The organism is Pantoea sp. SGAir0175, from assembly GCF_043547855.1.
The window spans coordinates 1,758,950-1,783,960 of the sequence record NZ_CP028081.1; the positions used below are offsets into that span (position 1 = coordinate 1,758,950).

The 25,011-nt window shown below is 56.7% G+C and carries 34 protein-coding genes; 9 read left to right on the top strand and 25 right to left on the bottom strand.

Annotation, left to right across the window (positions count from 1 at the left end; translation table 11 throughout):
* Positions 1-8: 8 nt before the first annotated feature.
* The 11 genes from fliP to fliF all read right to left on the bottom strand — a co-directional run bounded on the left by fliP (position 9) and on the right by fliF (position 9,661).
* A complete protein-coding gene (fliP, locus tag C1N56_RS08025; RefSeq protein WP_031280176.1) occupies positions 9-743 on the bottom strand; it encodes a flagellar type III secretion system pore protein FliP in 735 nt (244 codons plus the stop codon).
* Complete coding sequence (gene fliO, locus C1N56_RS08030; protein ID WP_058757392.1) at positions 743-1,138, bottom strand: flagellar biosynthetic protein FliO; 396 nt, start codon at positions 1,136-1,138, stop codon at positions 743-745. The genes fliP and fliO overlap by 1 nt, the downstream gene beginning before the upstream one ends.
* 2 nt (positions 1,139-1,140) lie before the next feature.
* On the bottom strand, positions 1,141-1,551 hold the full coding sequence (gene fliN / locus C1N56_RS08035; RefSeq protein WP_021509862.1) for a flagellar motor switch protein FliN: 411 nt from the start codon (positions 1,549-1,551) through the stop codon (positions 1,141-1,143).
* Positions 1,544-2,551, bottom strand: a complete 1,008-nt coding sequence (gene fliM, locus C1N56_RS08040; RefSeq protein ID WP_021509863.1) for a flagellar motor switch protein FliM — start codon at positions 2,549-2,551, stop codon at positions 1,544-1,546. Before fliM ends, fliN begins: the two co-directional genes overlap by 8 nt.
* Positions 2,552-2,555: 4 nt before the next feature.
* Positions 2,556-3,041 (bottom strand): flagellar basal body-associated protein FliL, encoded by a 486-nt coding sequence (gene fliL, locus C1N56_RS08045; RefSeq protein WP_021509864.1) that lies wholly within the window; start codon positions 3,039-3,041, stop codon positions 2,556-2,558.
* A gap of 130 nt (positions 3,042-3,171) precedes the next feature.
* The gene (locus C1N56_RS08050) at positions 3,172-4,437 is read right to left on the bottom strand and encodes a flagellar hook-length control protein FliK (protein WP_394517373.1); all 1,266 of its coding nucleotides are present in this window, start codon (positions 4,435-4,437) and stop codon (positions 3,172-3,174) included.
* Positions 4,434-4,877: a flagellar export protein FliJ gene (fliJ, locus tag C1N56_RS08055; RefSeq protein WP_021509866.1), complete on the bottom strand. Its 444-nt coding sequence runs from the start codon at positions 4,875-4,877 to the stop codon at positions 4,434-4,436. The genes C1N56_RS08050 and fliJ overlap by 4 nt, the downstream gene beginning before the upstream one ends.
* A gap of 24 nt (positions 4,878-4,901) precedes the next feature.
* Entirely contained in the window at positions 4,902-6,257 is a 1,356-nt protein-coding gene (gene fliI, locus C1N56_RS08060) for a flagellar protein export ATPase FliI (protein ID WP_021509867.1), read from the bottom strand.
* A complete protein-coding gene (gene fliH / locus C1N56_RS08065; protein ID WP_394517374.1) occupies positions 6,257-6,961 on the bottom strand; it encodes a flagellar assembly protein FliH in 705 nt (234 codons plus the stop codon). The genes fliI and fliH overlap by 1 nt, the downstream gene beginning before the upstream one ends.
* Positions 6,954-7,946: a flagellar motor switch protein FliG gene (gene fliG / locus C1N56_RS08070; RefSeq protein WP_021509869.1), complete on the bottom strand. Its 993-nt coding sequence runs from the start codon at positions 7,944-7,946 to the stop codon at positions 6,954-6,956. Before fliG ends, fliH begins: the two co-directional genes overlap by 8 nt.
* Positions 7,943-9,661 carry a flagellar basal-body MS-ring/collar protein FliF gene (gene fliF / locus C1N56_RS08075; RefSeq protein WP_211725780.1) on the bottom strand — a complete coding sequence of 573 codons (1,719 nt, stop codon included), beginning with the start codon at positions 9,659-9,661 and terminating at the stop codon, positions 7,943-7,945. Before fliF ends, fliG begins: the two co-directional genes overlap by 4 nt.
* A gap of 277 nt (positions 9,662-9,938) precedes the next feature.
* On the opposite strand from fliF, the gene fliE reads away from it, so the two are divergent.
* Positions 9,939-10,250 (top strand): flagellar hook-basal body complex protein FliE, encoded by a 312-nt coding sequence (gene fliE, locus C1N56_RS08080; protein ID WP_021509871.1) that lies wholly within the window; start codon positions 9,939-9,941, stop codon positions 10,248-10,250.
* A gap of 45 nt (positions 10,251-10,295) precedes the next feature.
* On the opposite strand, the gene C1N56_RS08085 is transcribed toward fliE, so the two are convergent.
* The 3 genes from C1N56_RS08085 to C1N56_RS08095 form a co-directional block, all read right to left on the bottom strand.
* On the bottom strand, positions 10,296-10,469 hold the full coding sequence (locus C1N56_RS08085) for a hypothetical protein (protein WP_158251397.1): 174 nt from the start codon (positions 10,467-10,469) through the stop codon (positions 10,296-10,298).
* An 85-nt stretch (positions 10,470-10,554) separates the two neighbouring features.
* Positions 10,555-10,740 carry a hypothetical protein gene (locus C1N56_RS08090; protein WP_058785645.1) on the bottom strand — a complete coding sequence of 62 codons (186 nt, stop codon included), beginning with the start codon at positions 10,738-10,740 and terminating at the stop codon, positions 10,555-10,557.
* 169 nt (positions 10,741-10,909) lie between these two features.
* Positions 10,910-11,110 (bottom strand): hypothetical protein, encoded by a 201-nt coding sequence (locus tag C1N56_RS08095; protein ID WP_058757398.1) that lies wholly within the window; start codon positions 11,108-11,110, stop codon positions 10,910-10,912.
* A gap of 538 nt (positions 11,111-11,648) precedes the next feature.
* Between C1N56_RS08095 and C1N56_RS08100 the strand changes: the two genes are divergently transcribed.
* Both C1N56_RS08100 and C1N56_RS08105 read left to right on the top strand, forming a co-directional pair.
* Positions 11,649-11,912 (top strand): biofilm/acid-resistance regulator YmgB/AriR, encoded by a 264-nt coding sequence (locus C1N56_RS08100; protein WP_262264751.1) that lies wholly within the window; start codon positions 11,649-11,651, stop codon positions 11,910-11,912.
* 241 nt (positions 11,913-12,153) lie between these two features.
* A complete protein-coding gene (locus tag C1N56_RS08105) occupies positions 12,154-12,375 on the top strand; it encodes a hypothetical protein (protein WP_058757400.1) in 222 nt (73 codons plus the stop codon).
* A 36-nt stretch (positions 12,376-12,411) separates the two neighbouring features.
* Here the strand turns inward: C1N56_RS08105 and C1N56_RS08110 are convergent, their stop codons facing one another.
* Positions 12,412-13,623: a diguanylate phosphodiesterase gene (locus tag C1N56_RS08110; RefSeq protein ID WP_058757401.1), complete on the bottom strand. Its 1,212-nt coding sequence runs from the start codon at positions 13,621-13,623 to the stop codon at positions 12,412-12,414.
* Positions 13,624-13,866: 243 nt separating this feature from the next.
* Here C1N56_RS08110 and C1N56_RS08115 point away from each other — a divergent pair, with 243 nt between their 5' ends.
* Positions 13,867-14,115 carry a hypothetical protein gene (locus tag C1N56_RS08115; RefSeq protein WP_021509875.1) on the top strand — a complete coding sequence of 83 codons (249 nt, stop codon included), beginning with the start codon at positions 13,867-13,869 and terminating at the stop codon, positions 14,113-14,115.
* Positions 14,116-14,172: 57 nt separating this feature from the next.
* On the opposite strand, the gene C1N56_RS08120 is transcribed toward C1N56_RS08115, so the two are convergent.
* Entirely contained in the window at positions 14,173-14,808 is a 636-nt protein-coding gene (locus C1N56_RS08120) for a S24 family peptidase (RefSeq protein WP_127834274.1), read from the bottom strand.
* Between the two features lie 141 nt (positions 14,809-14,949).
* Between C1N56_RS08120 and C1N56_RS08125 the strand changes: the two genes are divergently transcribed.
* The 3 genes from C1N56_RS08125 to C1N56_RS08135 all read left to right on the top strand — a co-directional run bounded on the left by C1N56_RS08125 (position 14,950) and on the right by C1N56_RS08135 (position 16,256).
* The gene (locus C1N56_RS08125) at positions 14,950-15,339 is read left to right on the top strand and encodes a hypothetical protein (RefSeq protein WP_031280179.1); all 390 of its coding nucleotides are present in this window, start codon (positions 14,950-14,952) and stop codon (positions 15,337-15,339) included.
* A complete protein-coding gene (locus C1N56_RS08130) occupies positions 15,320-15,649 on the top strand; it encodes a hypothetical protein (RefSeq protein ID WP_248295873.1) in 330 nt (109 codons plus the stop codon). Before C1N56_RS08125 ends, C1N56_RS08130 begins: the two co-directional genes overlap by 20 nt.
* A gap of 82 nt (positions 15,650-15,731) precedes the next feature.
* A complete protein-coding gene (locus C1N56_RS08135; RefSeq protein WP_136548001.1) occupies positions 15,732-16,256 on the top strand; it encodes a hypothetical protein in 525 nt (174 codons plus the stop codon).
* Between the two features lie 24 nt (positions 16,257-16,280).
* Here the strand turns inward: C1N56_RS08135 and C1N56_RS08140 are convergent, their stop codons facing one another.
* The gene (locus C1N56_RS08140) at positions 16,281-16,871 is read right to left on the bottom strand and encodes an acyltransferase (protein ID WP_249042759.1); all 591 of its coding nucleotides are present in this window, start codon (positions 16,869-16,871) and stop codon (positions 16,281-16,283) included.
* Positions 16,872-17,090: 219 nt separating this feature from the next.
* Between C1N56_RS08140 and C1N56_RS08145 the strand changes: the two genes are divergently transcribed.
* The gene (locus tag C1N56_RS08145) at positions 17,091-17,357 is read left to right on the top strand and encodes a hypothetical protein (protein ID WP_058757407.1); all 267 of its coding nucleotides are present in this window, start codon (positions 17,091-17,093) and stop codon (positions 17,355-17,357) included.
* Positions 17,358-17,374: 17 nt separating this feature from the next.
* Here the strand turns inward: C1N56_RS08145 and C1N56_RS08150 are convergent, their stop codons facing one another.
* From C1N56_RS08150 to C1N56_RS08165, 4 genes are all read right to left on the bottom strand, one after another.
* On the bottom strand, positions 17,375-17,614 hold the full coding sequence (locus tag C1N56_RS08150; RefSeq protein ID WP_021509882.1) for a DinI-like family protein: 240 nt from the start codon (positions 17,612-17,614) through the stop codon (positions 17,375-17,377).
* 337 nt (positions 17,615-17,951) lie between these two features.
* On the bottom strand, positions 17,952-18,275 hold the full coding sequence (locus C1N56_RS08155) for a DUF6388 family protein (protein WP_127834271.1): 324 nt from the start codon (positions 18,273-18,275) through the stop codon (positions 17,952-17,954).
* A gap of 72 nt (positions 18,276-18,347) precedes the next feature.
* On the bottom strand, positions 18,348-19,640 hold the full coding sequence (locus C1N56_RS08160) for an ABC transporter substrate-binding protein (RefSeq protein ID WP_058780709.1): 1,293 nt from the start codon (positions 19,638-19,640) through the stop codon (positions 18,348-18,350).
* A gap of 9 nt (positions 19,641-19,649) precedes the next feature.
* Entirely contained in the window at positions 19,650-21,194 is a 1,545-nt protein-coding gene (locus C1N56_RS08165; protein ID WP_125311399.1) for a methyl-accepting chemotaxis protein, read from the bottom strand.
* A 207-nt stretch (positions 21,195-21,401) separates the two neighbouring features.
* Here C1N56_RS08165 and yedD point away from each other — a divergent pair, with 207 nt between their 5' ends.
* Positions 21,402-21,863 (top strand): lipoprotein YedD, encoded by a 462-nt coding sequence (yedD, locus tag C1N56_RS08170; protein WP_058757410.1) that lies wholly within the window; start codon positions 21,402-21,404, stop codon positions 21,861-21,863.
* Between the two features lie 69 nt (positions 21,864-21,932).
* Here the strand turns inward: yedD and C1N56_RS08175 are convergent, their stop codons facing one another.
* The 4 genes from C1N56_RS08175 to fliD form a co-directional block, all read right to left on the bottom strand.
* A complete protein-coding gene (locus C1N56_RS08175; protein WP_058757411.1) occupies positions 21,933-22,607 on the bottom strand; it encodes a class I SAM-dependent methyltransferase in 675 nt (224 codons plus the stop codon).
* Between the two features lie 177 nt (positions 22,608-22,784).
* Positions 22,785-23,144 carry a flagella biosynthesis regulatory protein FliT gene (gene fliT, locus C1N56_RS08180; protein ID WP_088516921.1) on the bottom strand — a complete coding sequence of 120 codons (360 nt, stop codon included), beginning with the start codon at positions 23,142-23,144 and terminating at the stop codon, positions 22,785-22,787.
* A 2-nt stretch (positions 23,145-23,146) separates the two neighbouring features.
* Positions 23,147-23,548 (bottom strand): flagellar export chaperone FliS, encoded by a 402-nt coding sequence (gene fliS / locus C1N56_RS08185; protein WP_021509889.1) that lies wholly within the window; start codon positions 23,546-23,548, stop codon positions 23,147-23,149.
* Between the two features lie 12 nt (positions 23,549-23,560).
* Positions 23,561-24,967, bottom strand: coding sequence for a flagellar filament capping protein FliD (fliD, locus tag C1N56_RS08190; protein ID WP_238561862.1), 1,407 nt, complete (start codon positions 24,965-24,967; stop codon positions 23,561-23,563).
* Between the last annotated feature and the right edge of the window lie 44 nt (positions 24,968-25,011).

Here is a 25,011-nt window from a genome sequence, read left to right on the forward strand (position 1 = left end):
AAAGCCACTCAGGAGTAAAAACTTTGCGCCAGCGATCCCACCAGCAGCTGCCAGCCATCCACCAGCACGAACAGCATCAGCTTAAACGGCAGCGAAATCGTGGCCGGCGGCACCATCATCATCCCCAGCGCCATCAGTACGCTGGCGACCACCAGGTCGATGATCAGAAACGGAATAAAGACGGTAAAACCAATCTGGAAAGCGGTTTTCAGCTCGCTGGTGACGTAGGCGGGCAGCAGAATGCGCATCGGCACCGCTTCCGGACCCTGAATCGGCGCGCTGTTGGCGAGACGGGCGAACAGGGCCAGGTCGGCTTCGCGCGTCTGGCGCAGCATGAACTCACGCAGCGGCTGGGCACCTTTGTCGATCGCCACGTCCATACTGATTTTGTCCTGGCTGAACGGCAGATAGGCATCGGTGTAAATCTTGTCGAAGGTCGGCGCCATGATAAAGAAGGTCAGGAACAGCGCGAGACCCAGCATCACCTGATTCGGCGGCGCGGACGGCGTACCCAGGGCGTTACGCAGCAGACCAAACACAATAATGATGCGGGTGAAACTGGTCATCATCAGCAACACCGCCGGAATAAAGGTCAGCGAGGTAATGAAGACCAGCGTTTGCACCGGCAGCGACCAGCTCTGGCCGCCATTGGCCAGCGGCTGGCTGATCAAACCCGGCAGCTGCGCATGGGCAGCCGGTGCCAGCAGCATCAGCAGCGGCAGAAGAGGGAGCAATCGACGCATCATTGGGGTTTTCCGGGACGTTTAACCAGGTTCTGAAACAGCTGACGAAAATCCTGCGGCGCCGCGCTGACAGGTAGAGACGCTTCCGGTGGCAGCGGCGGCAGCGAGTGCAGATGGGTGATCTGCTGAGCGGTGACGCCCAGCACTAAACGCGCATCGGCGGTATCAACAATTACCACCCGCTCCTGACGGCCAACCTGCACGCTGGCGCTGACTTTCAGCGCCTGGCCGCTCACCGCTTTCGGCGCAAAGCCGAGGCGTTTTGCCAGCCAGCCGCAGGCCAGAATCAGCAGCACGATCACCGCCAGCACGCTGCTGACTTGCCCAACGACCGAACTGGTAGACACCACCGGCTGGGCGTGAGCGGGCTGAACGGTTTGCGCGTTTTTTAACATGATTAGCGGCTCAGACGACGCATACGTTCGGACGGGGTAATAATGTCGGTGATGCGCACGCCATATTTGTCGTTCACCACCACCACTTCACCCTGCGCGATCAGATAGCCGTTGATCAGGATGTCCAGCGGCTCGCCGGCCAGGCCGTCAAGCGCCACCACCGAACCCTGCGTCAGGCGCAGCAGCTCTTTGATGGTCATCTTGGTACGGCCCAGTTCCACGGTCAGTTTGACCGGGATATCCATGATCAGATCGATGTCCTGCAGCGAGCCGCTGGCGGCGCTGGCCTCAAGCGACTTGAATACGTTATCGCCTGGCTCCGCTGCACTGCTGGTCGCCGCCTGCTCGTTCATCGCTTCAGCCCACAGATCGTCCGCAGAGATATCATCGGACGGTTTTTTGCTGTCACTCATTGGGCTGTTCCTCATTCAGCGAATTCAAAATCGGGTTAATCAGATGTTCTACACGCAGCGCATACTGGCCGTTGAGCGTGCCATACTGGCTCGTCAGTACCGGTACGCCGTCGACGTGGGCAATGATGCGGTCCGGCTTCTCAATGGGCAGGACGTCACCAGGTTTCAGTTGCAAAATACGTGACAGACGCAGCGACGTTTCAGCGAAGTGGGCAATCAGCTCCAGCTCCGAGTGCTGCACCTGTTTCACCAGATTGTCGCGCCAGTGGTTATCTTCCTGACGCGAGTTCTCCAGCGGTGGATTGACCAGCAGCTCGCGCAGCGGCTCAATCATCGAAAACGGAATACAGATATTGAACTCACCCACCAGGTTGCCAATCTCCACCTGGAACGGTGTGTTGACCACGATATCGTTCGGTGAGGTGGTGATGTTGGTGAACTTCACCTGCATTTCAGAACGCACGTATTCCACTTCCAGCGGATAAATGGCTTTCCATGCGTCGCTGTAGCCTTCCAGCGCCAGCTTGAGCATGCGGCGAATCACGCGCTGCTCGGTGTGGGTGAACTCACGGCCTTCCACTTTGGTCGGAAAACGACCGTCGCCGCCAAACAGGTTATCCACGGCGATAAACACCAGGCTCGGCGAGAACACCACCAGCGCAGTCCCCCGCAGCGGCTGCAGGTGAATCAGGTTCAGGTTGGTTGGCACCGGCAGGTTGCGGGCAAACTCATGGTACGGCTGAATCTTGATTGCCCCAACGCTGATATCCGGGCTGCGGCGCAGCAGGTTGAACAGCGCCATACGGAAATGACGGGCAAAACGCTCATTGATGATCTCCAGCGCCTGCAGACGCTCGCGCACCACGCGACGCTGGGTATTGGGATCATAGGGGCGGATATCGCCATCGGCCCCTTTGGAACTGTTCTCTACTTCCGCACTGTCACTGTCGCCATTGAGCAGCGCGTCAATCTCAGCCTGGGAGAGAATGCTATCGCCCATTAAGTCACCTCAAAATGAAGGCGGTAAACAGCACGTCACTGACTACCTGCGCAGGTTGACCTTTTACCAGCGGTGGCGCCAGCACCTGTTTGATCTGTTCAACCAGGGCCTGTTTGCCTTGCTCGGTTGCCAGCGCGCTGGCGCTCTGACGTGAAAGCAGCAGCAGCAAACGGCTGCGCACCTCAGGCAGGTAGTCATTCAGCCGACGACGGGTATCCTCATCCGGCAGACGCAGGGTAAAGCCTACGTACAGCACGCGATCGGGATCGTTATCGGGATTGACCAGGTTAACCGTAAACGTATCCATTGCAAAAAATACCGGGGCGGGCGGCGGCTCCACTTTGGCAGCCTCCGGCTTGTCACCCTCGTGTTTATTCATCATTCGCCAGACTGCATAGCCTGCCACGCTGCAAGCGGCCAGCGTTACAATCAGTAACACCGGAATTAGTAATGAACGTTTGCGGCCTTTAGCTTTCGCGTTATCAGACATGTTTGCAGTTACTTCCTGTGAATTATGGGCAAGCCTCTCGGCTTACCTGGACAGATTATCCCGCGTCTTAAGTCAAACAATGGGAAGAAAAGACGCGGGTTTTACGCTTACCTTCAGCGTTTAGTCGCTGTCAGGCAAAGATATCGACAGCGCCGTTGCCGGTCGCGCGCGCCTGGAGGGCTGCCGGGACGGCAATAGGCGTTATCTCGTTGTCACTGTCCTGGGAGAGGGTAAAGCTGCCGTACTGGCCGTCGCGACGTCCTTCCTGCTGGCCCTGATAACTCTGGCCCTGTGCGAAGGCGTCGCTGTTGACGTTACTCTGTCCCAGGTTAATGCCGCTCTCCGCCAGCGCCGTACGCAGCTGTGGGAGCGCCGCTTCCAGCGCGGCCCTCACATGGCTGTGGCTGGAAACCATTGTTAACTGTGCCTGATCTTTATCCAGCGTCAGGCTGATCTGTATCGCGCCGAGGTCTTCCGGATGCAGACGTAATTCGGCGTTCTGCTGGCCGTTACGGCTGAACATCACAATCTGCTGGCTCAGCGCCTGCTGCCACTCGTTGCTGCCCAGCTCCGCATTCAGCATCGGCGTGGAAGGCGCGCTGCTGGTGCTGGCCGTGGTGCTGACCAGCGGACTGGTACTGCTCAGCGGGCTGCTGATGGCCGGCGCGCTGCTGTCATGGCTGCTGAGCATCTCGCGCCGCTCTTCCGGTTTGCTCAGCGTGCTCAGCACCTGCTGAAAACTCTCATCCAGCGTCATACCGCTGTTGCTGGCCGACGTGCCGCTGGCGGCCGCGCTCTGCACCGGGCTATGGCTGACACCGGTCTGGCTGGTCAGCACATCGCTGCCTTTAGATGGCTGGCTATCCGGCTTCGCCTGTTCCTCTTTCAGCGCACTTTGCAGCGAACTGTTAAGTAACGCAGCGTTTAAGCTGGTGCGCGCCTCACCCCGGGTTTCCAGCGCGGTGCTGTTATCCGCTGGCGGGTTGCTGCGGTTTTCGACCACCGCTGGCAACATGGCAAACAGCGCCTGCACATTCTGTAAGTCGCTGGCAGTTAACGAACTTGCTGCGCGCTTGTCATTATCATCGGCTGATTTCAGTCCGGCTTTAGTGTTTTCCGGCTGTAAAAGTGCGTTTAACGCCTCTGGTTTGTCCAGTGCCTGCAGCAGGGCGCTTAATGACGCTTTTGTGACGTTTTTCGCGTCAATTTCTGCCGCCAGATCAGCGGATTGTGCGCCATTTCCCTGCTGCTTAACCAGCGTCAGCAGGCGGTTGCCCAGCTCGGTGATAAATCCCTGCGGCAGGGTGTCAGCAGCGGACAGATTGTCCACTGCCGCTGAAGGTTGCGCTTTGCCGGTTTTGGCAAGCTGTGTCAGCAGTGTTGGCAGCGTGTTCATTCGCCTTTCCTCAATGCGGCCCGTTGGGCAAATTCATCCATCCGTTTCTGATCGAGACGGCTTTCCTGTCGTAATGCGTTCTCTTCCGCGCGGGTAATCAGCGTCTGATAGGCATTCAGCTTCTTATGCTTTTCACGCCAGTTGCTCAGCGCCTGTTCCAGCCGCTGGTTCCACTGATTAAGCTGCTGGCGATGCTGTTCGATGGCTTTTTCCAGCGTCTGAATAAACTGGTGATAATTGCTCCAGCGCGTGCTGGCGATGCCGCCGGACATATCCTGATTGAGCTTATTACGGTACTCATCCTGGTAATCGAGCAGCATGCTGAGCTGCTGATCGGCCTGCTGCTGACCGCGACGCATGTCGCCGAGGTGGATCACCGCCTGTTCCAGATCCTGCTCCGCCAGGTCGCGCAGCGTATCAATCGCATTGGCTGTCTTCATCGCGTTACCTCAAGTCGGGCGGCGTTAGCCGAACATCGCCTGCAGGTGCAGACAGGCATCGTCATAATCGCTGCGTTCAAAAATGCCCTGCTGCAGGAAAGCTTCCATCTGCGGATAGAGCTTAATGGCCCGGTCCAGCATCGGATCGCTGCCTGCGGCATAAGCGCCGACGCTCACCAGATCGCGGTTACGCTGAAAGCTGGAGAGCAACTGCTTGAACTGGCGCACGCGCGCATAGTGGGTTTCATCAATCAGCGAGGTCATGGCACGGCTGATCGACGCTTCAATATCAATGGCCGGATAGTGACCGGCCTCCGCCAGGCGACGCGATAGCACGATGTGGCCGTCGAGAATGGCGCGCGCCGAGTCGGCAATCGGGTCCTGCTGGTCGTCGCCTTCGGTCAGTACGGTATAGAACGCGGTGATTGAACCGCCGCCGTGAATGCCGTTGCCGGCGCGTTCTACCAGCGCCGGCAGCTTCGCGAACACCGAAGGCGGATAGCCTTTGGTGGCCGGCGGCTCGCCGATCGCCAGCGCGATCTCACGCTGCGCCATGGCGTAGCGGGTGAGGGAGTCCATAATCAGCAGCACGTGCTGACCGCGATCGCGGAAATCTTCGGCGATGCGCGTGGCATAAGCGGCTCCCTGCATACGCAACAGCGGCGAAACGTCGGCCGGCGCGGCGATCACCACCGAGCGCGCGCGCCCTTCGGCGCCAAGAATGTTCTCGATAAACTCTTTAACTTCGCGGCCACGTTCACCAATCAGGCCCACCACGATGACGTCGGCTTTGGTGTAACGCGCCATCATGCCGAGCAGCACTGATTTCCCCACGCCGGAGCCGGCAAACAGACCCATACGCTGGCCGCGGCCCACGGTGAGCAGGGCGTTGATCGCCCGCACGCCGGTATCCAGCACATCGTGGATCGGCGTACGCTGCAGCGGGTTGAACGGCGCGGTGATCAGCGGCGCGCGGTAGCCGGTTTCCGGCGCGGGCAGGCCATCCAGCGGCTTGCCGCTGCCGTCCAGCACGCGGCCGAGTAGCTCCGGCCCCAGCAGCAGCTGTTTACCGCTGTGATCGCCGTGCACGCGGGCATATACACGCGCGCCGGGCAGAATGCCATCGACCTCTTCCAGCGGCATCAGAAACAGTTTCTGGCCGTTGAAGCCGACCACTTCGCTTTCCACTTCGGTAATCGTGCCGTTGTCGTGGCGCTCAATAATGCAGGTGGCGCCCAGCGGCAGCTGCAGGCCAGTGGCTTCCAGCACCAGACCGGTGGCACGCGTCAGGCGGCCATAGCGGCGCACCGTCTGCACCTGACTGATGCGGTCTTCAAAACTGTCGAGCGCGCCCAGCCAGCGCGAAAGGCGTGACGTCATCAGAATGCTCCCGGTGCCGCCAGACGGCACAGCTCCTGCCAGCGCGTGGCGACGCTGGCATCCAGATCGCCGTCTTCGGCGCTGAGTTTACAGCCGCCGGGATGCAGCGAACTGTCGGCCAGCAAACGCCAGCCATGTAAATCGAGCGTTGGGCCCAGCGTCTGCTCAACGCGCTGCAGATCGTCCGGGTGCACGCGCAGCTGCGGTTTGCCGCTGAACATCGGCTCCTGCTGAATCAGCTGCTGGATCTGGCGCAGCAGGGCGCTGCCATCCACCTGCGTTGCCTGGCCAATCACCGTGCGCGCCGCTTCCAGCGCCAGCTGCATCAGGCGCGACGCAATCACGCTATCCAGCGCTTCCAGCGTGTGATGGAACTCGGTGACCAGCTGCTGCATACGCGCCTGCAGCGGAGCCTGCTGCTGCTGGGCATCGGCCAGTCCCTGCTGGAACCCGGCGTCATAGCCGTTTTGCTGCGCTTCGGCGAAGCCTTTCTGATAACCTTCGCTGTAGCCCTGCGTCTGCGCATCTTTACGCATCTGCTGCTGCAGACGTTCCAGCTGCTGCTGCTGTTCATCTTCCTCGCTCAGCACGAGGTCGCTGTCCGGCTCGTCCGCCAGCAGCAGTTCAGGTTCGGGCGGCTGCGGTGCGCCTAAATCATCAGGCTGCCAGCGCTGCCATGCACGGGCGGAAAAGGCATCAGACATAGGTTTCCTCGCCACCACCAATTACCATCTCGCCTGCTTCCGCCAGACGGCGCACGATAAGCAGGATTGCTTTCTGTTCGTTCTCCACCGCAGACATACGCACCGGGCCACGGTTGGCGAGGTCGTCGCGCAGGATATCGGCGGCGCGCGCCGACATGTTTTTGAGGAATTTCTCGCGCAGCGGCTGCTCGGCGCCTTTCAGGGCAATCAGCAGCTGCTCGGACTCCACTTCCTGCAACAGACGCTGGATGCTGCGGTCGTCCACTTCCACCAGGTTTTCGAACAGGAACATCTCGTCGATGATCTTCTGCGCCAGCTCGCCATCGAAGTCGCGTACTGCTTCGATAACCGCTTCTTCCTGCTGGGTTTTCATCAGGTTGATGATTTCCGCTGCGGTTCTCACGCCGCCCATCTTCGCACGCTTGAGGTTGGTGCCATCCAGCAGGCCGTTGAGCACTTCGGTCAGCTCCGCCAGCGCCGCCGGCTGTACGCCGCCGAAGGTGGCGATACGCAGCATCACATCGTGGCGCAGACGCTCGTCGAACAGCGCCAGAATATCCGCCGCCTGGCCGCGCTTCAGGTGCACCAGAATGGTGGCGATAATCTGCGGGTGCTCGTCGCGGATCAGATCCGCCGCCGCCTGCGGTTCCATAAAGTTGAGGGTTTCCATGCCGCTGGTGGTTTCGCGCGTTTCGAGGATGTCCTCCAGCAGGCTGGAGGCGCGCTCTTCGCCCAGCGCCTTGATCAACACCGAACGCAGGTAGTCGTTGGAGTTGAGGCTCAGCGCAGCAAACTGTTCGGCATCGGTTTCGAACTCGCGCAGCACTTCAGTCAGCTGCTTATGCGAAATCTGTTTCATGCTGGCCATCGCGGCGCTGAGGTGCTGCACCTCACGCTGGTTGAGGTGTTTGAACACCTCTGCCGCACGCTCTTCGCCAATGGTCATCATCAGAATGGCGCTCTTTTCAGTACCGGTCAGACTCATAGTTCGTTACTCATCCATTCGCGGATAACCAGCGCCACAACGCGCGGATCGTTTTCAGACATATCGCGGATGCGCTGGCTCATCACCTCGGCGCTCATGCGGTTGTTAGATTTGCGCTCCTGGTCCAGCTCGTCTTTGTTGATCTGGACGCTGTAAGCGGCTTCTTCCTCACGGGCGGCAGCACGGGCAGCGGCGGCTTCGGCGGCGGCTTTCTCGGCTTCACGTTTACGCAGCAGTTGCGGACGCACCATTTTGCGATAGAGGATGAAGGCAACCAGTGCCACCAGCAGCCAGCGACCGGCGGTCATCAGCTGATCAAAGAACGACTGCTGCTGCCAGAAGGGCAGGTCGCCGCCGGTTGGCTCGGTAGTGTTGAACTGCGAGTTCACCACGTTGACGCTGTCGCCACGCGTTTGCGAATAGCCCATCGCTTCGCGGGTCAGATCTTCAATCTGCTTGATCTGCTGATCGTTCAGCGCCACCGCTTTGCCTTTGCCGTCATCGCGGTAGTTGACCACCACGGCGACCGACAGGCGCTGCACGTCACCGACGTTGAGTTTGGTGTGACGAATGGTGCGATCCAGCTCGTAGTTCACCGTGTCGTTGCGGCTGGAGCTGCTCGGGCCGCTGCTCTGCGCGGTGCTGGTCGAGGTGCCGGCATTCTGCGCGTTGTTGTTCTGCTGGCCGTTAGCGTTGTTATTGTTCTGCTGCTGCGGGTTGGTGACCGGCGCGGTATTGGCCGGCGCAGGCTGATTCGACAGCGCACCCGGTACGCCGCCCGGATACGGGCTGCCGTTCTGATCGCTGGTGCTGGTCTGGCGTGAGCGAATCGCCGTGTTATTCGGGTTCGCGTTTGGCTGATACTTCTCGTCCGTCTGCTCGCTGCGGTCAAAGTTAATCTGCGCGGTCACCTGCGCATGCACATTACCCTGACCGAGAATCGGATTCAGAATGGCTTCAATGCGCTGCTGATAGCGTGCTTCCACTTCGGAGGCATATTTCAGCTGGGCATCATTAAGATCGCGGCCTTCGCTGTCGGAGCGCGTCAGCAGGCGACCCGCCTGATCGACCACTGTCACATTGCCTGGTGGCAGACCGGCCACGCTGCTGGAGACCATGTGCTGAATCGCCTGAATCTGGCCTTCATCCAGCGCACGGCCCGGTTGCAGGTTCAGCGTTACTGAGGCAGACGGGGATTTTTGCTCGCGCACGAACAGCGTCGGTTTTGGCATCGCCAGATGCACGCGCGCGCTCTTCACCGGTCCGAGCGTTTCGATGGTGCGCGCCAGCTCACCTTCCAGCGCACGCTGGTAGTTAATCTGCTCACTGAACTGGCTGATACCAAACTTCTCTTTATCCATCAGCTCAAAGCCTACCGAACCTCCTTTCGGCAGTCCCTGCTGGGCAAGGCGCAGACGCAGCTCATGCACTTTATCGGCGGGCACCATCAGGGCGCCGCCGTTTTCAGCGAACTGGTAAGGGATGTTCATCTGGGTGAGCTGGGTAACAATCGCGCCGCCATCCTCATCAGAGAGGTTGTTATAGAGAACGCGATAGTCGGGCGCTTTGGCCCACAGCACCAGCGCCAGAACCACGGCGATAGCGGCCGCGGCAGCAACGATTAATGGAATACGCGGATTTGCGCGCAGGCGGGCGAGAAGGTCATTAAAGCCTTTCTTTGCTGTATCCTGTGTGGCGGCTGCACTCGCATTCATGACCAATTCCTGCCTGACATAATTGACCGGGTGTATGTAGGTGACAAAACTGACTCCCTGATACGCATCCCCGCCCGTTGATGCCGTGTAGCTGGCCGACGGGGTAGGGGAAAAAATGAAATTCCAATCTAATGCCTGGCATTATTTGATGAATCGTGTCACTTCGATGGCTGGATAAGCCGGGTTTTTTGCAGTCATTTAGCGCCTTTGTCCTATTGACAGTGTGTTAACTTTTCCTCCGTGAAAAAAAGAACCCTTCATCTATGAGGTACAGGCAATGTCAATTCAGGCAATAGATGGCGTACTGCAGCAGCTGCAGCTGACGTCACTGCAGGCCAGTGGCAAACCGACCGAGTCCGCCAGTCAGCTCGATTTTGGTGCCACCATGAAAGCCGCGCTGGATAAAATCAGCGCCACCCAGACCGCTGCGCGCAGTCAGGCGCAGGATTTTGAGCTGGGTAAACCGGGCATCCAGTTGAATGATGTGATGGTCGATCTGCAGAAATCGTCAATTTCGATGCAGATGGGGATTCAGGTGCGTAACAAGCTGGTGAATGCCTACAGCGAGATCATGAGCATGCAGGTCTAGCGGCGCGCAATAAAAAACCGCCTGAGAGAGGCGGTTTCGTCAGGGTCAGGGCAGTGACAGTTTTTCGCTGATCGTCCTGTAGCCCTGTTCAGCGAAGCGTTGCTTGCTGATGGCATCGTTTTTGGTGGGTTCAAACCAGGCACCTTCTCCACTGGTTGAGAAAAACCAGACTTCTGGCTGTTCTGCGCCGCGCTGCACCCAATAAAATCCTTCCTGCATTATCATGTCCTCCTCACAGGAATATAGTTCAGCTACGCTGCGCTTAACAGCGTAACTGACAATATTCTCACCTGCAGACGAAAACCTAAGCAGATTGCACCTCTTCCGGTGGCATCAGTTTGCCACTGAGAAGTTTAAAACCGGCAGATTTAAAACGAGGCAGAGAAAGCGGTATCGGCTCCATCGGGCGATAAAAACCGCGTCCAGCATCCCAGTACCATACCTCAGGCTCAGTTGTGCTGCTGCCTACCCAGTAAAAACCCGTATCCATCAGTGCTCTCCAGAAATGAATGAAGGCACGCCTTCTCTAATTTCCGCAAAATAATGTCTTAATTAAACTCAATGATCAATCTCGGTTGCCGCTTCGCTTATTAACGCCAGCAGTCAGCGGCCACGAAAATAACATCCGGTGGGTCGGTCCAGATATCATCGAAGGTATTTTACTGATCCTGATAAGGATCTTTTTTGTCATCCTGACTGTCATCGCGTGTACGCGGGATTTCGCCGTGCTCACGAGCATCATCATGGGCTGGATGATCATCTTCCTCATAAGCATTACCTGCATGCGGCGCGGCTTCCGGTAAACCCTTGTGTACCTCGCCCTCGTTTTTACGCTCCTTGTTGGTTTCGTGTTGTTTCATCTTTCTCTCCAGCAGGGGTTTTGTTGTGATGAATTTTAGCTGATCGCTGGCCGTTTCTGGCGGCCGTAATCGTTTTCACACTCTACACGCAGAACGGCTAAATTGTACAGTTTTGCAAAGTTGTACAAGTTTATGGGGGCTGTATAGAAGTGCACGCGTCAGCAAGGAGTAAAAATAATTTTGTTGAGCAGAAAGAGAGGCTTAGCACAGCGCCTGATATTTTATTCAGGTTAACTGCATGATTTTTCCTGCGAAAATGGTGATTTATTGTTGAAGAGAATGGCAAAATTATTGTGCAAATCTCCTCTGACCACACGAAATGCTAACTAAATTGTTGTACAAGTTTTCCATCTTTGTATAACTTCTCGCTTGTGGCAGTCAGTCACACGTAACGAATGATGCTTTGCATCGCCTCTGAAGGTGTTGTGGATTTCCACTTTCAGAGGCTGCTTTTTTACCTGTGCTGATTCAAAAATTTAACCTGAGTAACCGATTAATCACTGCAGTTTGCACTGCAGCTTACCCGATGAGGCTTGTTATGAAACAGAATGCATCGACGTCAGCAGAGTCTCAATTGTCAGAATATTTCCAGCACGCGGGTTCAGAATATGCCAGTGAAAAAGAGATCATCGCGCTGATTTACAAACAGCTGGCGGCGGTGAAACTGCGCGTGAGCAATAAAGATATTATTCTGGCGCTGCTGGAGCGATTAGAGTCTGAACATGACGTGGTTCAGCTGGATATTTATCGCCAGGCACTGGAACTTATTGTTCAGCGCACGCCTGACGATATCGCTTCCTGAAACCTGTGTCTGTCGTACTCCACTCCATTGCCGAAACACGGACGTTTAGTTGCCTGTTTGTTTCGCCCCTTAGCTTAGGGGCATTTATTCTCTTCGCGTCTCGTTTCCTGCCTGAATAAGCCCAGCGTGAAATGCACAATTGCCTCTATTCTCTGCTACAGTATTTAGCTGGAGTAAGCTTTCATGCAAGCAGGGTTACTCATTACGCCAGAGGGCGTATCACTTTATCGGGCACGCATGAATGTCTGATTCGCGGCTCAGGCCGCTGGGCAAACCTATGAATGATGGTTATTACTGGATTAAAGATGGCGAGCGCTATCCGGAAGTGTGGCTGTACCAGAAGCAGTTTGGCTGGTTTCGCCCGTGCAGCGCGGTGCCAATGACGCAGCGTACCTTTGAGATGATGAAGTACGTAGTGCTGAGTGAACGGCTGGAAGAACCGGCGCGTGAGACTGAGTGTTAAGCCTGTGACCGCCGTTACGGCGGTCAGCTTTGCCGGTTACTTAATCTCCGGCCAGGCTACTGCCGGGAAACCATTAAACTGTGGGCGGGCAAACAGATAGCCCTGGAATTGACTGACACCGACCGCTTCCAGCCACATCCACTCCTCGGCTTTCTCCACGCCTTCAGCAATCACCGCGATCTCCAGCGAAGCGCAGCACTTAATAATGGCATGCACAATCGCCTGTTTTGGGCCGCTTTTGTGCACGTCACTGATGATTTCCCGGTCGATTTTGATCTTATCCGGCTGGAATTTAGACAGCAGCGACAACCCCGCAAACCCGGCACCAAAGTCATCCAGCGCCAGGCTGATACCCGCCGCCTTAAGTTTTCTTACTTCTGCCGTAAATTCTTCAGCACGCGAGATGATTTCATTCTCCGTCACTTCCACCACGATCTGCTCCGGTACCAGACCGTTGGCCGCGATTTCCTGTAGCAGGAAATCCACCGCATTCGGGACGGTGACCAGCGACATCGGCAGCAGATTGATGGTCAGCGTCTGCTCGCCGAGGCCGAGATTTTTCGCCAGGTTGAAGGCCAGACTCTTGGACTGAATATCGGCGTGGTAAATCGCATCACCGCCAAACGCAGAGAAGTATTCCTGAGGTGAACCGCCGTCCGGCGTGCGAATCAGTGCTTCATAGGCCGTAATACGCCGCGAGAAGGGATCGACAATCGGCTGAAACGCAAACCGGCAATCCTGTACATAGTGCTGCAGACTCTCCAGCTGACGCTGGCTTTCCGCATCAGTAATAAATTCCCAGGTATTCGCCGGCGGGATCTCGAAATAGTTCTCTTTTTCCCGCGCCTCAACGAAGGTACGCAGGAACTGCAGTGCACGGTCGTCATAGGTGAGCTGGTAACGCGAAGTGCCTTTATCCAGCACCGCCTGCAGCACGCTGGATTTGTCGTGCTCGCGCAGGTCAAACAGCTCCATTCCGACGTTACCAAAGCGCCGGGCTGGCGCGAAGTCATGCATCAGCTCCACCAGATTGTGATGGCGGGCGTCGCGGCAGATACGGTCGTAAATGCCCTGAACGGCCTGATCGGGCCCTTCAAGCAGCTGGAAGAAATGTCGTCCATCAAACAACAGAATGCCGGTGACATCTGAAACTTCGTTTTTCTTATTGGCTTTGCCAACCATATCCTCCAGCGTTTTGATGGGAACGTGATCATAGAGGTGGCTGCGGTAAAGGATGGTAGTCAGCATGAGATTGTCCGGCGCTATCGTTATTTTGCCTTACATTAACAGCCAGACGGCAGGATCTGTCCAGCGCTGAGACGCGTGATCGTTAACTATTTTATAAAATTCCACTTAACCGAAGCGGCTGGCGGCTCACGGCAGGGGGAATTTTTACTCAACAGCGGGTCAGCGAGGTTAACGATAAATAAATTCGATTGAAAGGATAAATGAAAAGCGTATCGTTAGCCGGGTTAACCGGAGGTGATAAAGATGTTGCGTGATTATTTGAAGATTGATGAAAGCGATCGTTTAGTTGAGCAGAGCTTGTTACGCCTGCATAACCGTGGACAGGAAGATGTCACCGAATGGCACATTGTCGGTGCCAACGGTGAGCAAAAGGGCAGCGTGGCGCTGTTCGATAAACTGAGTAACCGTCGCTCTTATCGCGTTAGTTACCGTATAACGCAAACCGATCCCGAGGGAAGGGTGATCGTCGATCATCTCACCGACACGTTGTGATTTTTGCCGTAGTCTTTTGTTGGATTTGACCCGCCGCGTGGCGGGTTTTTTGCTGCTTCAGCGGCTGCCGCGCCGCCGCATTTCTACCAGCGTGCCAATCAGTTCCAGCGTACTTTTCTGACTCTGCTGCACGGGAAAATCTTCGTTCAGCGGCCGTAACGAGAAAATTTGCTCGTCGTGCATCCGAATAATTCGCACCATCGCGGCGTCATCTACCCGCGCCAGCACCACATCACCCGGCTGGGGCACGCGTTGCGGATCAAAGATCAACCGGTCGCCGGCGCGATACGCCGGGTTCATGGCGTCATCTTCCAGCGTTACCGCCAGCGCACTGTCGCTCAGTGCTTCGTCACTGTAAAGAAAGCGGACGGCCTGCTGCTGCCACTGCAGTCGCTGCTCATCCAGCCAGTCCGCGGCCTGCACCAGCGTGACCAGCGGCACGGCAGTGAGAGCGGGGGAAGCGTGCGTACTGGCAAACGGCTGGCCGTCGCCATCAATAATCCACGCCGCGCTACACTGCAGCAACTCCGCCAGCCGCAGCAGATGCTCACCACGCGGCACCGTCTCTTCTTTCTCCCACTGCGAAACCGCAACGTGCGACACGCCAATGCCATTGGCCAGCGCCTGCTGCGTTAATTTCAGTGCCTTACGGCGCTGGCGAATGCGCTCACCACCAGATTCTTTTTTCATCATCTTGACAACTCCTCCAGGCTTGACTTAAGTATACTTAAAATCATTATTTAAAGTAAACTTAAATATGCCGCTGGCCGTGATACTGGCGAGGGAGGTCAGCGGGGTGTCCGGCTAACCCTCGCCAGGTGAGAGAGGTAGGGCATGGAGAGTAGTTTGGTCACCAGCGTAGGCGCACTGCTGCTTGGCGGTGGCGCGGCAGCGGTGTTCTGGAAACCCCTGATGGCGGGGATCGCGTCAATCGTCACCAGCAATCGCGCGGGCGGCGAGATCATCACCAGCTACAAAGAGCAGGTGCTGCTTCTCAAGGAGAGCCATGCGCTGATGCGCCAGGAAAACGATGAACTGCGTATCCGTCACGACAAAAACCTGCGGCGTATCTCATCGCTGGAGACCGATCTGCGTTTGATCAAGAACGCACTCGGTATCCTGCTGGCGACCACCGAAGCCGAGCACAGCGATAAGTTTCGCAGCCAGATTAATCAATTGATCACCACTCTGGAGGAGAACCGCGATGGTGCAGATAAACAGTGAACTGCTGGTGCGAAGCCACCGCCGTCATTTGATGCTGGGTGGCCTGCTGATGCTGTTATCGCTGCTGTGTGTGGCGATGACCATTCTGTTTCTTTACGTCAATAACGACGCCAACCGGCGCGTGGAGGAGATTCGCCAGCAGTACCGGGCGATCTCTGATCGACGCGAAGCAAAGGTCGCCGAACTGACCAGCCAGCTGGTTGAGCTGCAGAAAAAGCTGGATGCCCAGCCGCCGCGCAGCACCAGCCACACCTCAACGCCCTCCACGCCGCCGGCCGGTCAGCAAACCGCGCCACAGCCGCGGCGCTAAGGAGGACCTGATGCGTATTACTGAGCGGATCGCAGTCCGTTTGCAGCAACTGCGGTCTTTATTTAGCAATAAGGAGAAAATTATGAGCGATCAAACTGTCATCAACCCAACCAGCGCTGCGGCGCAACAGGAATTGTCACCGCTGGAGAGTTTTGCCAACGAAACGGCCAGCGCGCCGGCTGCCGCTGACAGCGCAGCTGACAGCGTTGCCCAGCCAGCGACGCCGCCGGCAGCCGCAACGCCGGTAGTCGCAACGCCAGCTGCGCAACCGGCAGCGCCCGCCAGCGCTGAGCAACCGTTTCATGCGGATGCTCCGGTCGATCTCGATCAGCAGCTGGCAACGCAGGATACGCTGGCGAACGGCTCGGCCAGCGCAGGCGCCTCGGCGGCCGCCACGCCTGGTGTGCGCAACGCGCAGGCCACCGCACCGGTTGTTGCCCCCGACACGCCGGCTGCTGCGATCGCCGCCAGCGATGCGGTGGCGCAGGATATCAGCGCCGGGGTGAAGGACTTTGTCCAGGCCTTCAGCTTTGTTGAACAGGGCGTGCTGAAGCTGGGCAGCGCCGCAAAGGATGAACTTATTGCGCTGGCGAAGAAGTATCTGTAATTCAGACGGGCAGGGATGCCCTGATCACCTGTTCGGTCGCGTGATCTGCTTTTCCAGTTCCAGCGGGTTTCGCTGCCGGCTGTTAATCTTTTTAGCGGGCGAGCCGAAGTAGATCGACCACGCTTCGGTATCGCGCGTTATCAGTGAATTTGCGCCTACCGCCGTTCCCTCTGCCAGCGTAAGGCCTGGCATAATAATGGATTGCGAACCGACGATAACATGTCGGCCCAGCACCACTTTCCCCGAGGTGACGCCGGTCAGGTGGGCAGGCACGGTGGGATTGGTCATGAATTCCCCACTGTAGTCATCACTTTTCGAGTAGATTTTTACGCCCTGCGAAAGCCCCGAGAAATCCTCCATTTCCACACCGGCACCTGCCAGTATGGCGCAGTAACCGCCAATATGAATGTAGGAGCCAAGCGTCAGATACCCATCGCCGGCAGCCACGAGGGTCGAGAATCCGTCGATGCGCACGTGATCGCCAAGAGTGATATTGTGCAGGCCAATAATGGTGCAATTTTTGGCCACCATGACCTGCCTGCCGACGTGTTTGAAGCCGAAACTATTCAGCTCATGTTCGGTGTAATAACCAGGATTGAAAGGTTCAGTCGACACAGTGCATTCTCCGGATGATCGGGGCTGGTGTGCCATTATAGGTGTGAAGGCAACAGTCTGTAGCGGAAGAAAAGCGCTAAATCTGACTTCAATTCATCGCAATCAGCCACGAATGGAGACTAAGTTAAGATAATTCTGCAGGCGGCTTCGCTATTATCTGCTAACTTTAATTGCTCAGGCGTTATTTTAACTGGCTTTATCAGCAAAAAGGAAAATAGCATGAGTGATACAGAGGCAATCAAAACCAAAACTGACTACCTGCGTGATGTCACCTCACAGCTAAAAGAGATGCGTCACTATGCGCAGACCAACACTGAGACGCTTTCCAGCCACTGGCTGGCCTTTGATGCCGGGGAGTATAAGGATAAAGAGTACGCCACGCGTTTTGATACGCTGATCAACAAGCAGGGACAGCTGCTGGATGATATCGATCAGGCGATTCAGGATCTGGAAATCGCCATCAATCACAGCGAGCAGGAAAGCTAAGCGCGGCAACTGGTGGCCTAATCGGCCACCAGCCACATCTCGGCTTCATCGAACATCTCTTCAACAATACGCGCAATTGTCGCCTTGTCGTTTTTACTCATATCGGTTTCGATGGCGTTACGCTCCATCGGCTTAACTCGCACTTCCAGATCCGGAAACACGCGCTGCACGCGTTTCTCCAGCTCCTGCAAAATCATTTCGCGCGCGCCCGGTAAACCGGCTACGTTGCGCTTGTCGTAAATCAGCTCCACAAACATCAGGGCATTCCAGTAATCAAAGTGGGAGCGTCATATTACTGTAAATAAAACCAGTGACAAGCGGCAGGGCGGCAATTATTTTCATGGGGGTGAAACAGCGCGGAGTAAAGTTGCAACGACAGGGGAACAAAGCGGGCAAAAGCAGAGGGTGCACGCAAAAAATCGAACCTCTGGAGGTGGAAATCCAGCAACACCTCCAGAGGCGGTGCAATAGCACCTTTCGTTCAAGGACAATCGACGACAGTCGTCGTGAGTATTAAGTTATACAACTTTTCCCATCTTGTACAACTTTTTCCCCGGAAATTTCTCTCCGATCGCCTTTTTATCAGTGCATTGCTTATAACTCGTTCTTAATACAGAACTCTTCCCACGTCATACCCAGCGCTTCCGCGTGAGATTTCAGATAGGTTTCAATCGCTTGTGCAGCAACTGCTTTATCCGGTTCCGCCAGCTGGATGGAGAACAGCATGCCGTCGAGCTTCTTCTGACGCAGAAACGCGGCATAGATGCGCTCGGCGTGCCACGCGCGCAGTTCACGCAGGGACATATTGGCGGCGCGCGCATCACTCTCACTCAGTTCATCCAGCGCGGACTGAAAATCAGGGTGGGCGGTGAAAAACAGGCTGCGGGCCTGGGCGTAATACTCTTCAGGGGTTTTCATTCGGGGTTCCTGCCGGTCAAATTGCGCGTTAGTGTAACCCGCACACGGCGACTTGTCAGGAACCCCGAATGTTTACTGCTGTGCGGCCTGCAGGCGCGTCACGTCCTGCTGATTTTTTTCCAGCGTTTGGTCCACCGTCAGCTTGCCCTGCAGCAGCGCCGCCAGATTCTGCCCGACGGCGTTACCCATCTGATCAAAGCCAGCAATACTGACGTACTGCACACCGGTGTAAGGTACGGTGTTCAATGTCGGTTGATCGACGGTGGCGGATTCAATCGCGCTGCGCACCTGAGCGGCGTAAGGCGCCAGGCGCTGGTAGTTTGGCTGCTGGTAGGTGGAGTTGCGGCTGCCGGGTGGCACCGCTCCCCAGCCGACGGTATCCGCGACCTGCTGAATATACTGCCGCGAGGTCGCCCAGCTGATGAAGTCCACGGCGGCGGCGCGCTGCGGTGAGTTAGCCGGTACCGCCAGCGCCCACGACCACAGCCAGTGCGAGCCGTTGCGCGTAATGCCGCCCGGCGCCGGCGCAAACGCCAGCTTGTCCGCTACCAGCGAGATCTGCGGGTTAATCAGCAGCCCGGCGGCGACGGTACTGTCGATCCACATCGCGCATTTTCCCTGTGCGGTAAGACGCAGGATCTGGCCAAAGCTATTGCTGGCCGTATCCGGCGGACCGTCCTGTTTCACCATCGCCAGATAATCGGTCAATACCTCACGCCACTCTGGCGAATTCAGCGTCGGCTGCCAGCGATCGTCAAACCACTGCGCACCATAGGCGTTGGCCATGGTGGTGAGCAGGGCCACGTTATCGCCCCAGCCGGGCTGGCCGCGCAGGCACAGGCCATAGATACCGTGCTGAGGATCGGTGAGTTTCGCCGCAAAATTTTTGATGTCGGTCCAGTCGGGATCGTCTGGCATGGTCAGCCCTTTCGCCGCAAACAGATCTTTGCGGTAATAGGTCATGCTGCTTTCCCCGTAAAACGGTAGCGCGTACAGCGTTTGCTGCCAGGATAGTGCTTTGCGCACCGGCGTCAGCAGATCGTCGCTGTCATACTCTGGCGGCAGGTTATTGAGCGGCGCCAGCCAGCCTTTTTTACCCCACAGCGGCGCTTCATAGGTACCCACGGTAATCACATCAAATTTTGCGTCACCGCTGTTCATGGCTGCCAGCACCGCCTGGCGCAGGGCGCCATCATCCATCACGTGCCATTGAAGTTTCACGTCCGGATGCTGCTGTTCGTAACGGCTCGACAGCTGCTGCATGATAGTCATGTCACCATTGGCAATGGTGGCGATATTGAGCGTGGTGGCGGCCTGGCTGAGCAGCGGCAGCGCGGCCAGCAGCGCGATTATGGTACGCTTCATGGCGGCTCCTTATGGCTGCTGCAGGCGGAAGAATGCCATTTTTTCCACCAGCAAACCGGCATGCTGGCTCACCGTCTGGCTGGCCGCGCTGGCCTGCTGCACCAGCGATGCATTCTGCTGGGTGGCGCCGTCCATCTGGATTACCGCGGTGTTCACCTGCTCAATGCCGCTGGATTGCTGGCGGCTGGCCACAGCGATCTCGCCAACGATATCCACCATGCGCGCCACGCCGTGGTTGATGTCGTTAAGCATCTCGCCAGAGCGCTGCACCAGCGCGCTGCCGGCTTCGACTTTACCTACGCTGGCATCGATCAGCGCCTTGATCTCCTGTGCGGCACCGGCCGAACGCTGCGCCAGCTGTCGCACCTCTGACGCCACCACCGCGAAGCCGCGTCCCTGTTCCCCGGCGCGCGCCGCTTCTACCGCCGCATTCAGTGCCAGCAGGTTGGTCTGGAAGGCGATTTCATCAATCACGCGGTTGATATCCGCGATGCGCTTGCTGGAGGATTCTATCTCCTCCATCGCACTCACCGCGTCGCGCAGTACACCGCTGCCGCGCTCGGCCTGATGGCGCACATCGCTTGCCAGCTCGTTGGCCTGCGCGGCGTTGTCCGCGTTGTGTTTCACCGTGGCGGTCATCTGCTCCATACTGGCCGCAGTCTGCTCCAGCGAACTGGCCTGCGCATGGGTGCGCTCCGACAGATCGTCGTTGCCATCCGCCATCTGGCGTGCCGCATCGCTCAGTGCATGGGCACTTTCGCCCACCTCGCGCACGATCTCCGCCAGCCGCACATCCATGCGCAGCAGCGCCTGCATCAGTTCCCCCATCTCATCGCGCGTTACCGTACCGATACGGTGATTGAGCTCGCCGCCGGCAATGGCATCCGCCAGCTCGCGCGCCTGGGCGATGGAACGGTTAATCGAGCGGATCAGCAGCCAGCCGGAGACCAGCGCCAGGCTCAGACCCAACAGCAGGATGGCGAACAGGCTATTGCGTGCCAGCAGGTAGTCGCGGTTGCCTTGTTGCCAGGCCGTCTGCGCATGCTGGCGCATCAGCGTATCCAGCTGATCGATATCCTGCTGCAGCAACTGGCTGCCGCTGCGCAGGCGGGTTTCGATCACCACCAGTGCGGCGGACGGGTTACCGCCTTTCAGCAGCTCACCGGCTTCGTGCAGCGCACCCTGCCAGCCGTCGAGATGGGTCAGGAAGCGCTGGCTCAGCGGTTTGGTCTGCGCATCAAACGCCAGCTGCTGCCAGGTATGGCGATCGGCGTTGATTTGCTGACCGTACTGCGCAATGCGTGCCAGGCGTTTTTCCACTTCACTGCTGTCGGTCCAGTAGCGCAGCGCATCGAACAGGGTAGCGGATTGCTCCTGCACCATGCGGTACAGGCGTGAAGAGTATTGCAGCGGGAGCAGCTCGTTCTGATAGGCATTTTGCGCGCGCTGATCGGCAGCGCGCAGGCCGATAATTCCCCAGACGGCAGCAATAATCAGTAACAGGCACAGCAGGCTGACAATCGCAGCCAGACGTGCGCGAAGGGTCAATCGCATAACAGCGTTCTCCGAAACCAGGGTGAGTAAGTCGTCAATATTGTTATGGGTGCAGGTGCTTTAGACTTCACATCAGGTTATCGGCGAAGAGTTGAACAGCTTGAGGGCGCCGGAGAAAGAGAAGGGGGAATCCACCGCAGATACCTTGCGTCACGCCGGGAAAACATTATAACGTAGCCGCCATTGATGCGAGTGTAGGGACCGAAGATGAAAAAGTGGATGGTACTGGCCGCGCTGGCGCTGAGCGGCTGTGCGCAAATCAACAGTTATGACGAAGCGGTAAAAACCCCGGCACCGCTGGAGCTGCAGGGTAACTGGCAGACGATGGGACCGCAGAGCAAGCTGATCAGCAGCGAGGCTATGGCCAGCCTGATCGTCAGCGCTGATGGCACTACCCTTGACTGCCGCCAGTGGCAGCGGGTGATTGCCAAACCGGGCAAGCTGACGCGCCTGGATGATGACTGGGTTAATGTTAACCGTCAGGCGCGTGTGATGCCGCTCTCGCTGGAGAACGGTGAGCTGCACTACGATGGCCTGACGCTGCGTAAAGTGGATCGCCCAACCGTCGAGTGCCAGCAGGCGCTGGACGAAGTGGCAAAGCGTCCTGGCGATGCGGTGATTCAGGATATTGAGCCGCAGATTCTCAGGCCGGTCACGGCAGAGAAATAAAGGACAGAGCTGAAATGCTTTTCTTCCTCTCCCGGCTGCGGGAGAGGACATTTCATCAGGCTGGAACGGTTATCGCTTCTGCAATAAATAGCTGTTTTCAAAGCCGGGCAAACTGCCAATCACATCGAACCCATTAAAATAGCCACCCGCGCGTAATAAATCCACAGCAGGACCGACCTGCGGTGAATACTGGTGATCGCGATAATCGTCAAAGACGATAAAGCCGCCTTGCACCAGGGTGGGCGAATATAACAGGAAATCGAGCAATACATGGCGGCCTTCGTGTCCGCCGTCAATATGCAGTAATACGGTACGCGGATTAAGGGCCTGCACCCGCTCAATACTTAATTCAGAGTAGCCACGGATGAGATTAACCTGGGGAAACAGCTTTTCGTGATAAAAGCGCAGCTCACTTTCCTGATTTGCCAGCTCCATGGGATCGATGCTGATAATGCGACGTTTATGCTGGCAAATTTCATTCATGAAAGCCGTCGATTTCCCTTTCCACACGCCGATTTCAATGATGTCACCCGCCACATTATTATGCTCGAGTAACCAGCAAAGATAACCCAGGCATTTTACATGGCTATGGAAAGAGAGTTCACGGCGCGCCATGGCCAGCTCTGCCGGTAATTCTGCCTGCGCCTGTGCCAGAGCATCACCGACCTTATCCCAGGTGTCATCGATGAGCTGCTGTATTTCAGGCTCCTGAAAAAAAACTTTTAAATCCGCGATATCGAGCATGTTGTTGCCTTATAAAGAGAGAATGCAGCCGGCAAGGCTGAAAAGGTCTGCGTTAAATGTGCCACAGTTGCCATCATTCAAGGCGGTAATAAGGCTCAGTTTAAGGGGGTAATTAAACGCTTAGCATGGCGGGGCGGTAAGAATCCAGGGAGAACAGCGTCTCCCTGACAGAGAGGATTATAAATCGCTGGGGTAAAGCACCTGACTGGAAAAACGACCATACGCGTTGGTGACTTTCTGTTGCTGCGTGGTTTGCTGGACCAGCGAACGCAGTTCTTCCATGCGGGTCGCCATCAACTGCTTAATCTCAAGCTCATTGTCCATCACCTGCTTCAGCATGGGCCGTAACTGGACACGCAGCGCAGCAGGCAGGGCGGAGGTATCGCGGTCGCGCGCTACGTGCGTAACGCTGCTCACGTAAACTGCCTCATTGGCCACTAAATCATCCCAGTGCCCCTGGCGCGCCTGTTTCAACATCTGATTACTCAGGCTGAGCAAACGCTGATACCCCTGCAGCAGGTCGTTATCTGAAGTCATGGTTACGCTTCCTGAACGGCGTGAGGACCAATTTGTTTCCACGCGTCGGCAATGTTGCTCAGCAAGCGCTCGACTTCCGCAATCGCTGCCGGATCGTTGTGCAGGTTGGCTTCCAGCAGACGGCGGGTCATGTACTCGTAAAGATTATCCAGATTGGCAGAAATCTCTCCACCGGCTTCATGGTTCAGCCCGGCGCGTAAGCCATTAGTAATGATATTAATGGCTTTCGACAGCGCCTGGCCTTTACCGGGAATGTCGCCCTGATCCATCAGAATGGTGGCTTTCTTCATGGCGCTGAGCGCGCCATCAAACAGTAAAACCACCAGCTGATGTGGGCTGGCGCTTAACACGGCACTTTCCAGACCGACCTGTGCGTAGGCCTGCGTTCCCGATTTAGCGTACATATTTAACTCCTGTTAACTGCTCATGTTCGCGAACTGCTGCGTCAGATAGTTCTGAGTCTGGGTCATGGATGAGACCAGCGTATTGAGGTTCGTGAACTGGGTCTTGTAGCGCGCCATAGTGGCGGTAATCTGTGCGTTTACCCGATCGTAATCGTCAGACAGTTTTTTCAGCGTTTTATTGATGCCGTCAGTGGCATTCTGTACAGAGCCATTGCTGCCTAAAATCTGATCCAGATAGTTACTGGTTTGCGTCGCAAAGCCGGTGGTTTTGCCGTCACCGGACAGGAAACTGACCACATCCGCCGATTTTTCATCCAGCGCTTTGTTCAGTTTGGTGCTGTCGACGGTCAGCTTGCCATTTACATCCTGGGTAATGCCAATCTGTGACAGCAGGGAAATGCTGCCGCCGCTCTGGGCACTGGTGGACAGCTTGGAGCGCAGGCTGGTCTGAATGTTACGCAGCGTGCCATCACCTAACAGATCGCCATTGCTGGAGTCCTGCGAGGTACTGCCCTGATCCACGGCAGTGTATTTGGTCTGGTTACTGATGGTGGTCTGCAGCGAGTTGTACGCGTCAACGTAAGCCTGCACCGCGGCGATCATCGGCGCATTATCCTTGGTGACGGATAAGGTTTCCGGGCTGCCGGTGTTGGTTTTGGTCAGATTCAGCGTGACGCCTTCCGGCGCATCAGTAATGGTGTTGCTGCTGCGGGTGATGGCGACGCCGTTGATGCTCAGTTTGGCGTCGGCAGCGGTTACCTGCTCTGTCATGCCATTGCTGCTGCCACCTTTGGTAAAACCAATATACTGCGCCAGGGCGCTGTCATCGGTAGAAACCGTCATCTCGTTGGTGGTGCCGGTATCACGCGAGGTCAGGGCCAGATAATAGGTATTGTCATCGGATTTGATGATACTGGCGGTAACGCTGCCCTGCTGTTTGTTAATCGCATCTTTAATGTCCGTCAGGCTGGTTTGATCTTTGCTCAGCGTGATGGTCATTGGGTCTTTCTGACCCGGTTGCGTAATGGTGATGGTGCGCGAGGCGAGGCTGGAATCGCCTAAATCGCCATCTTTACTGGTCGCGCTTTTCGACAGCAGCGACTGCGCTTTAGCCAGTTGGGTGACTTCAACCGAAAAGTTACCGGCCGCCGCATCATTGGCCAGCGTGGCGGTGAACGCAGTATTGGTGCTACTGACTTTTGTTGAGGCAATTGCAGACGTGTCTTTGAGCGCAGCGGCAGCTGTCTGGACTTTCGCCAGTGCCGTTTGCACGACGCCCCATGCTGTCAGCTTGGCTTTATAAGAGGTTTGCTGATTTGTAATTGGCGTCAGGTTGGCTTTTTCTGCCGTTTCAAGCTGGTCATACAGATCGCTCAAACCCAGGCTATTACCAGCATTGAGGTTACTTACACTTGCCATGTTGTAATCCTTTATAGGTGGATAATCACTGAGGAGGGTATCGG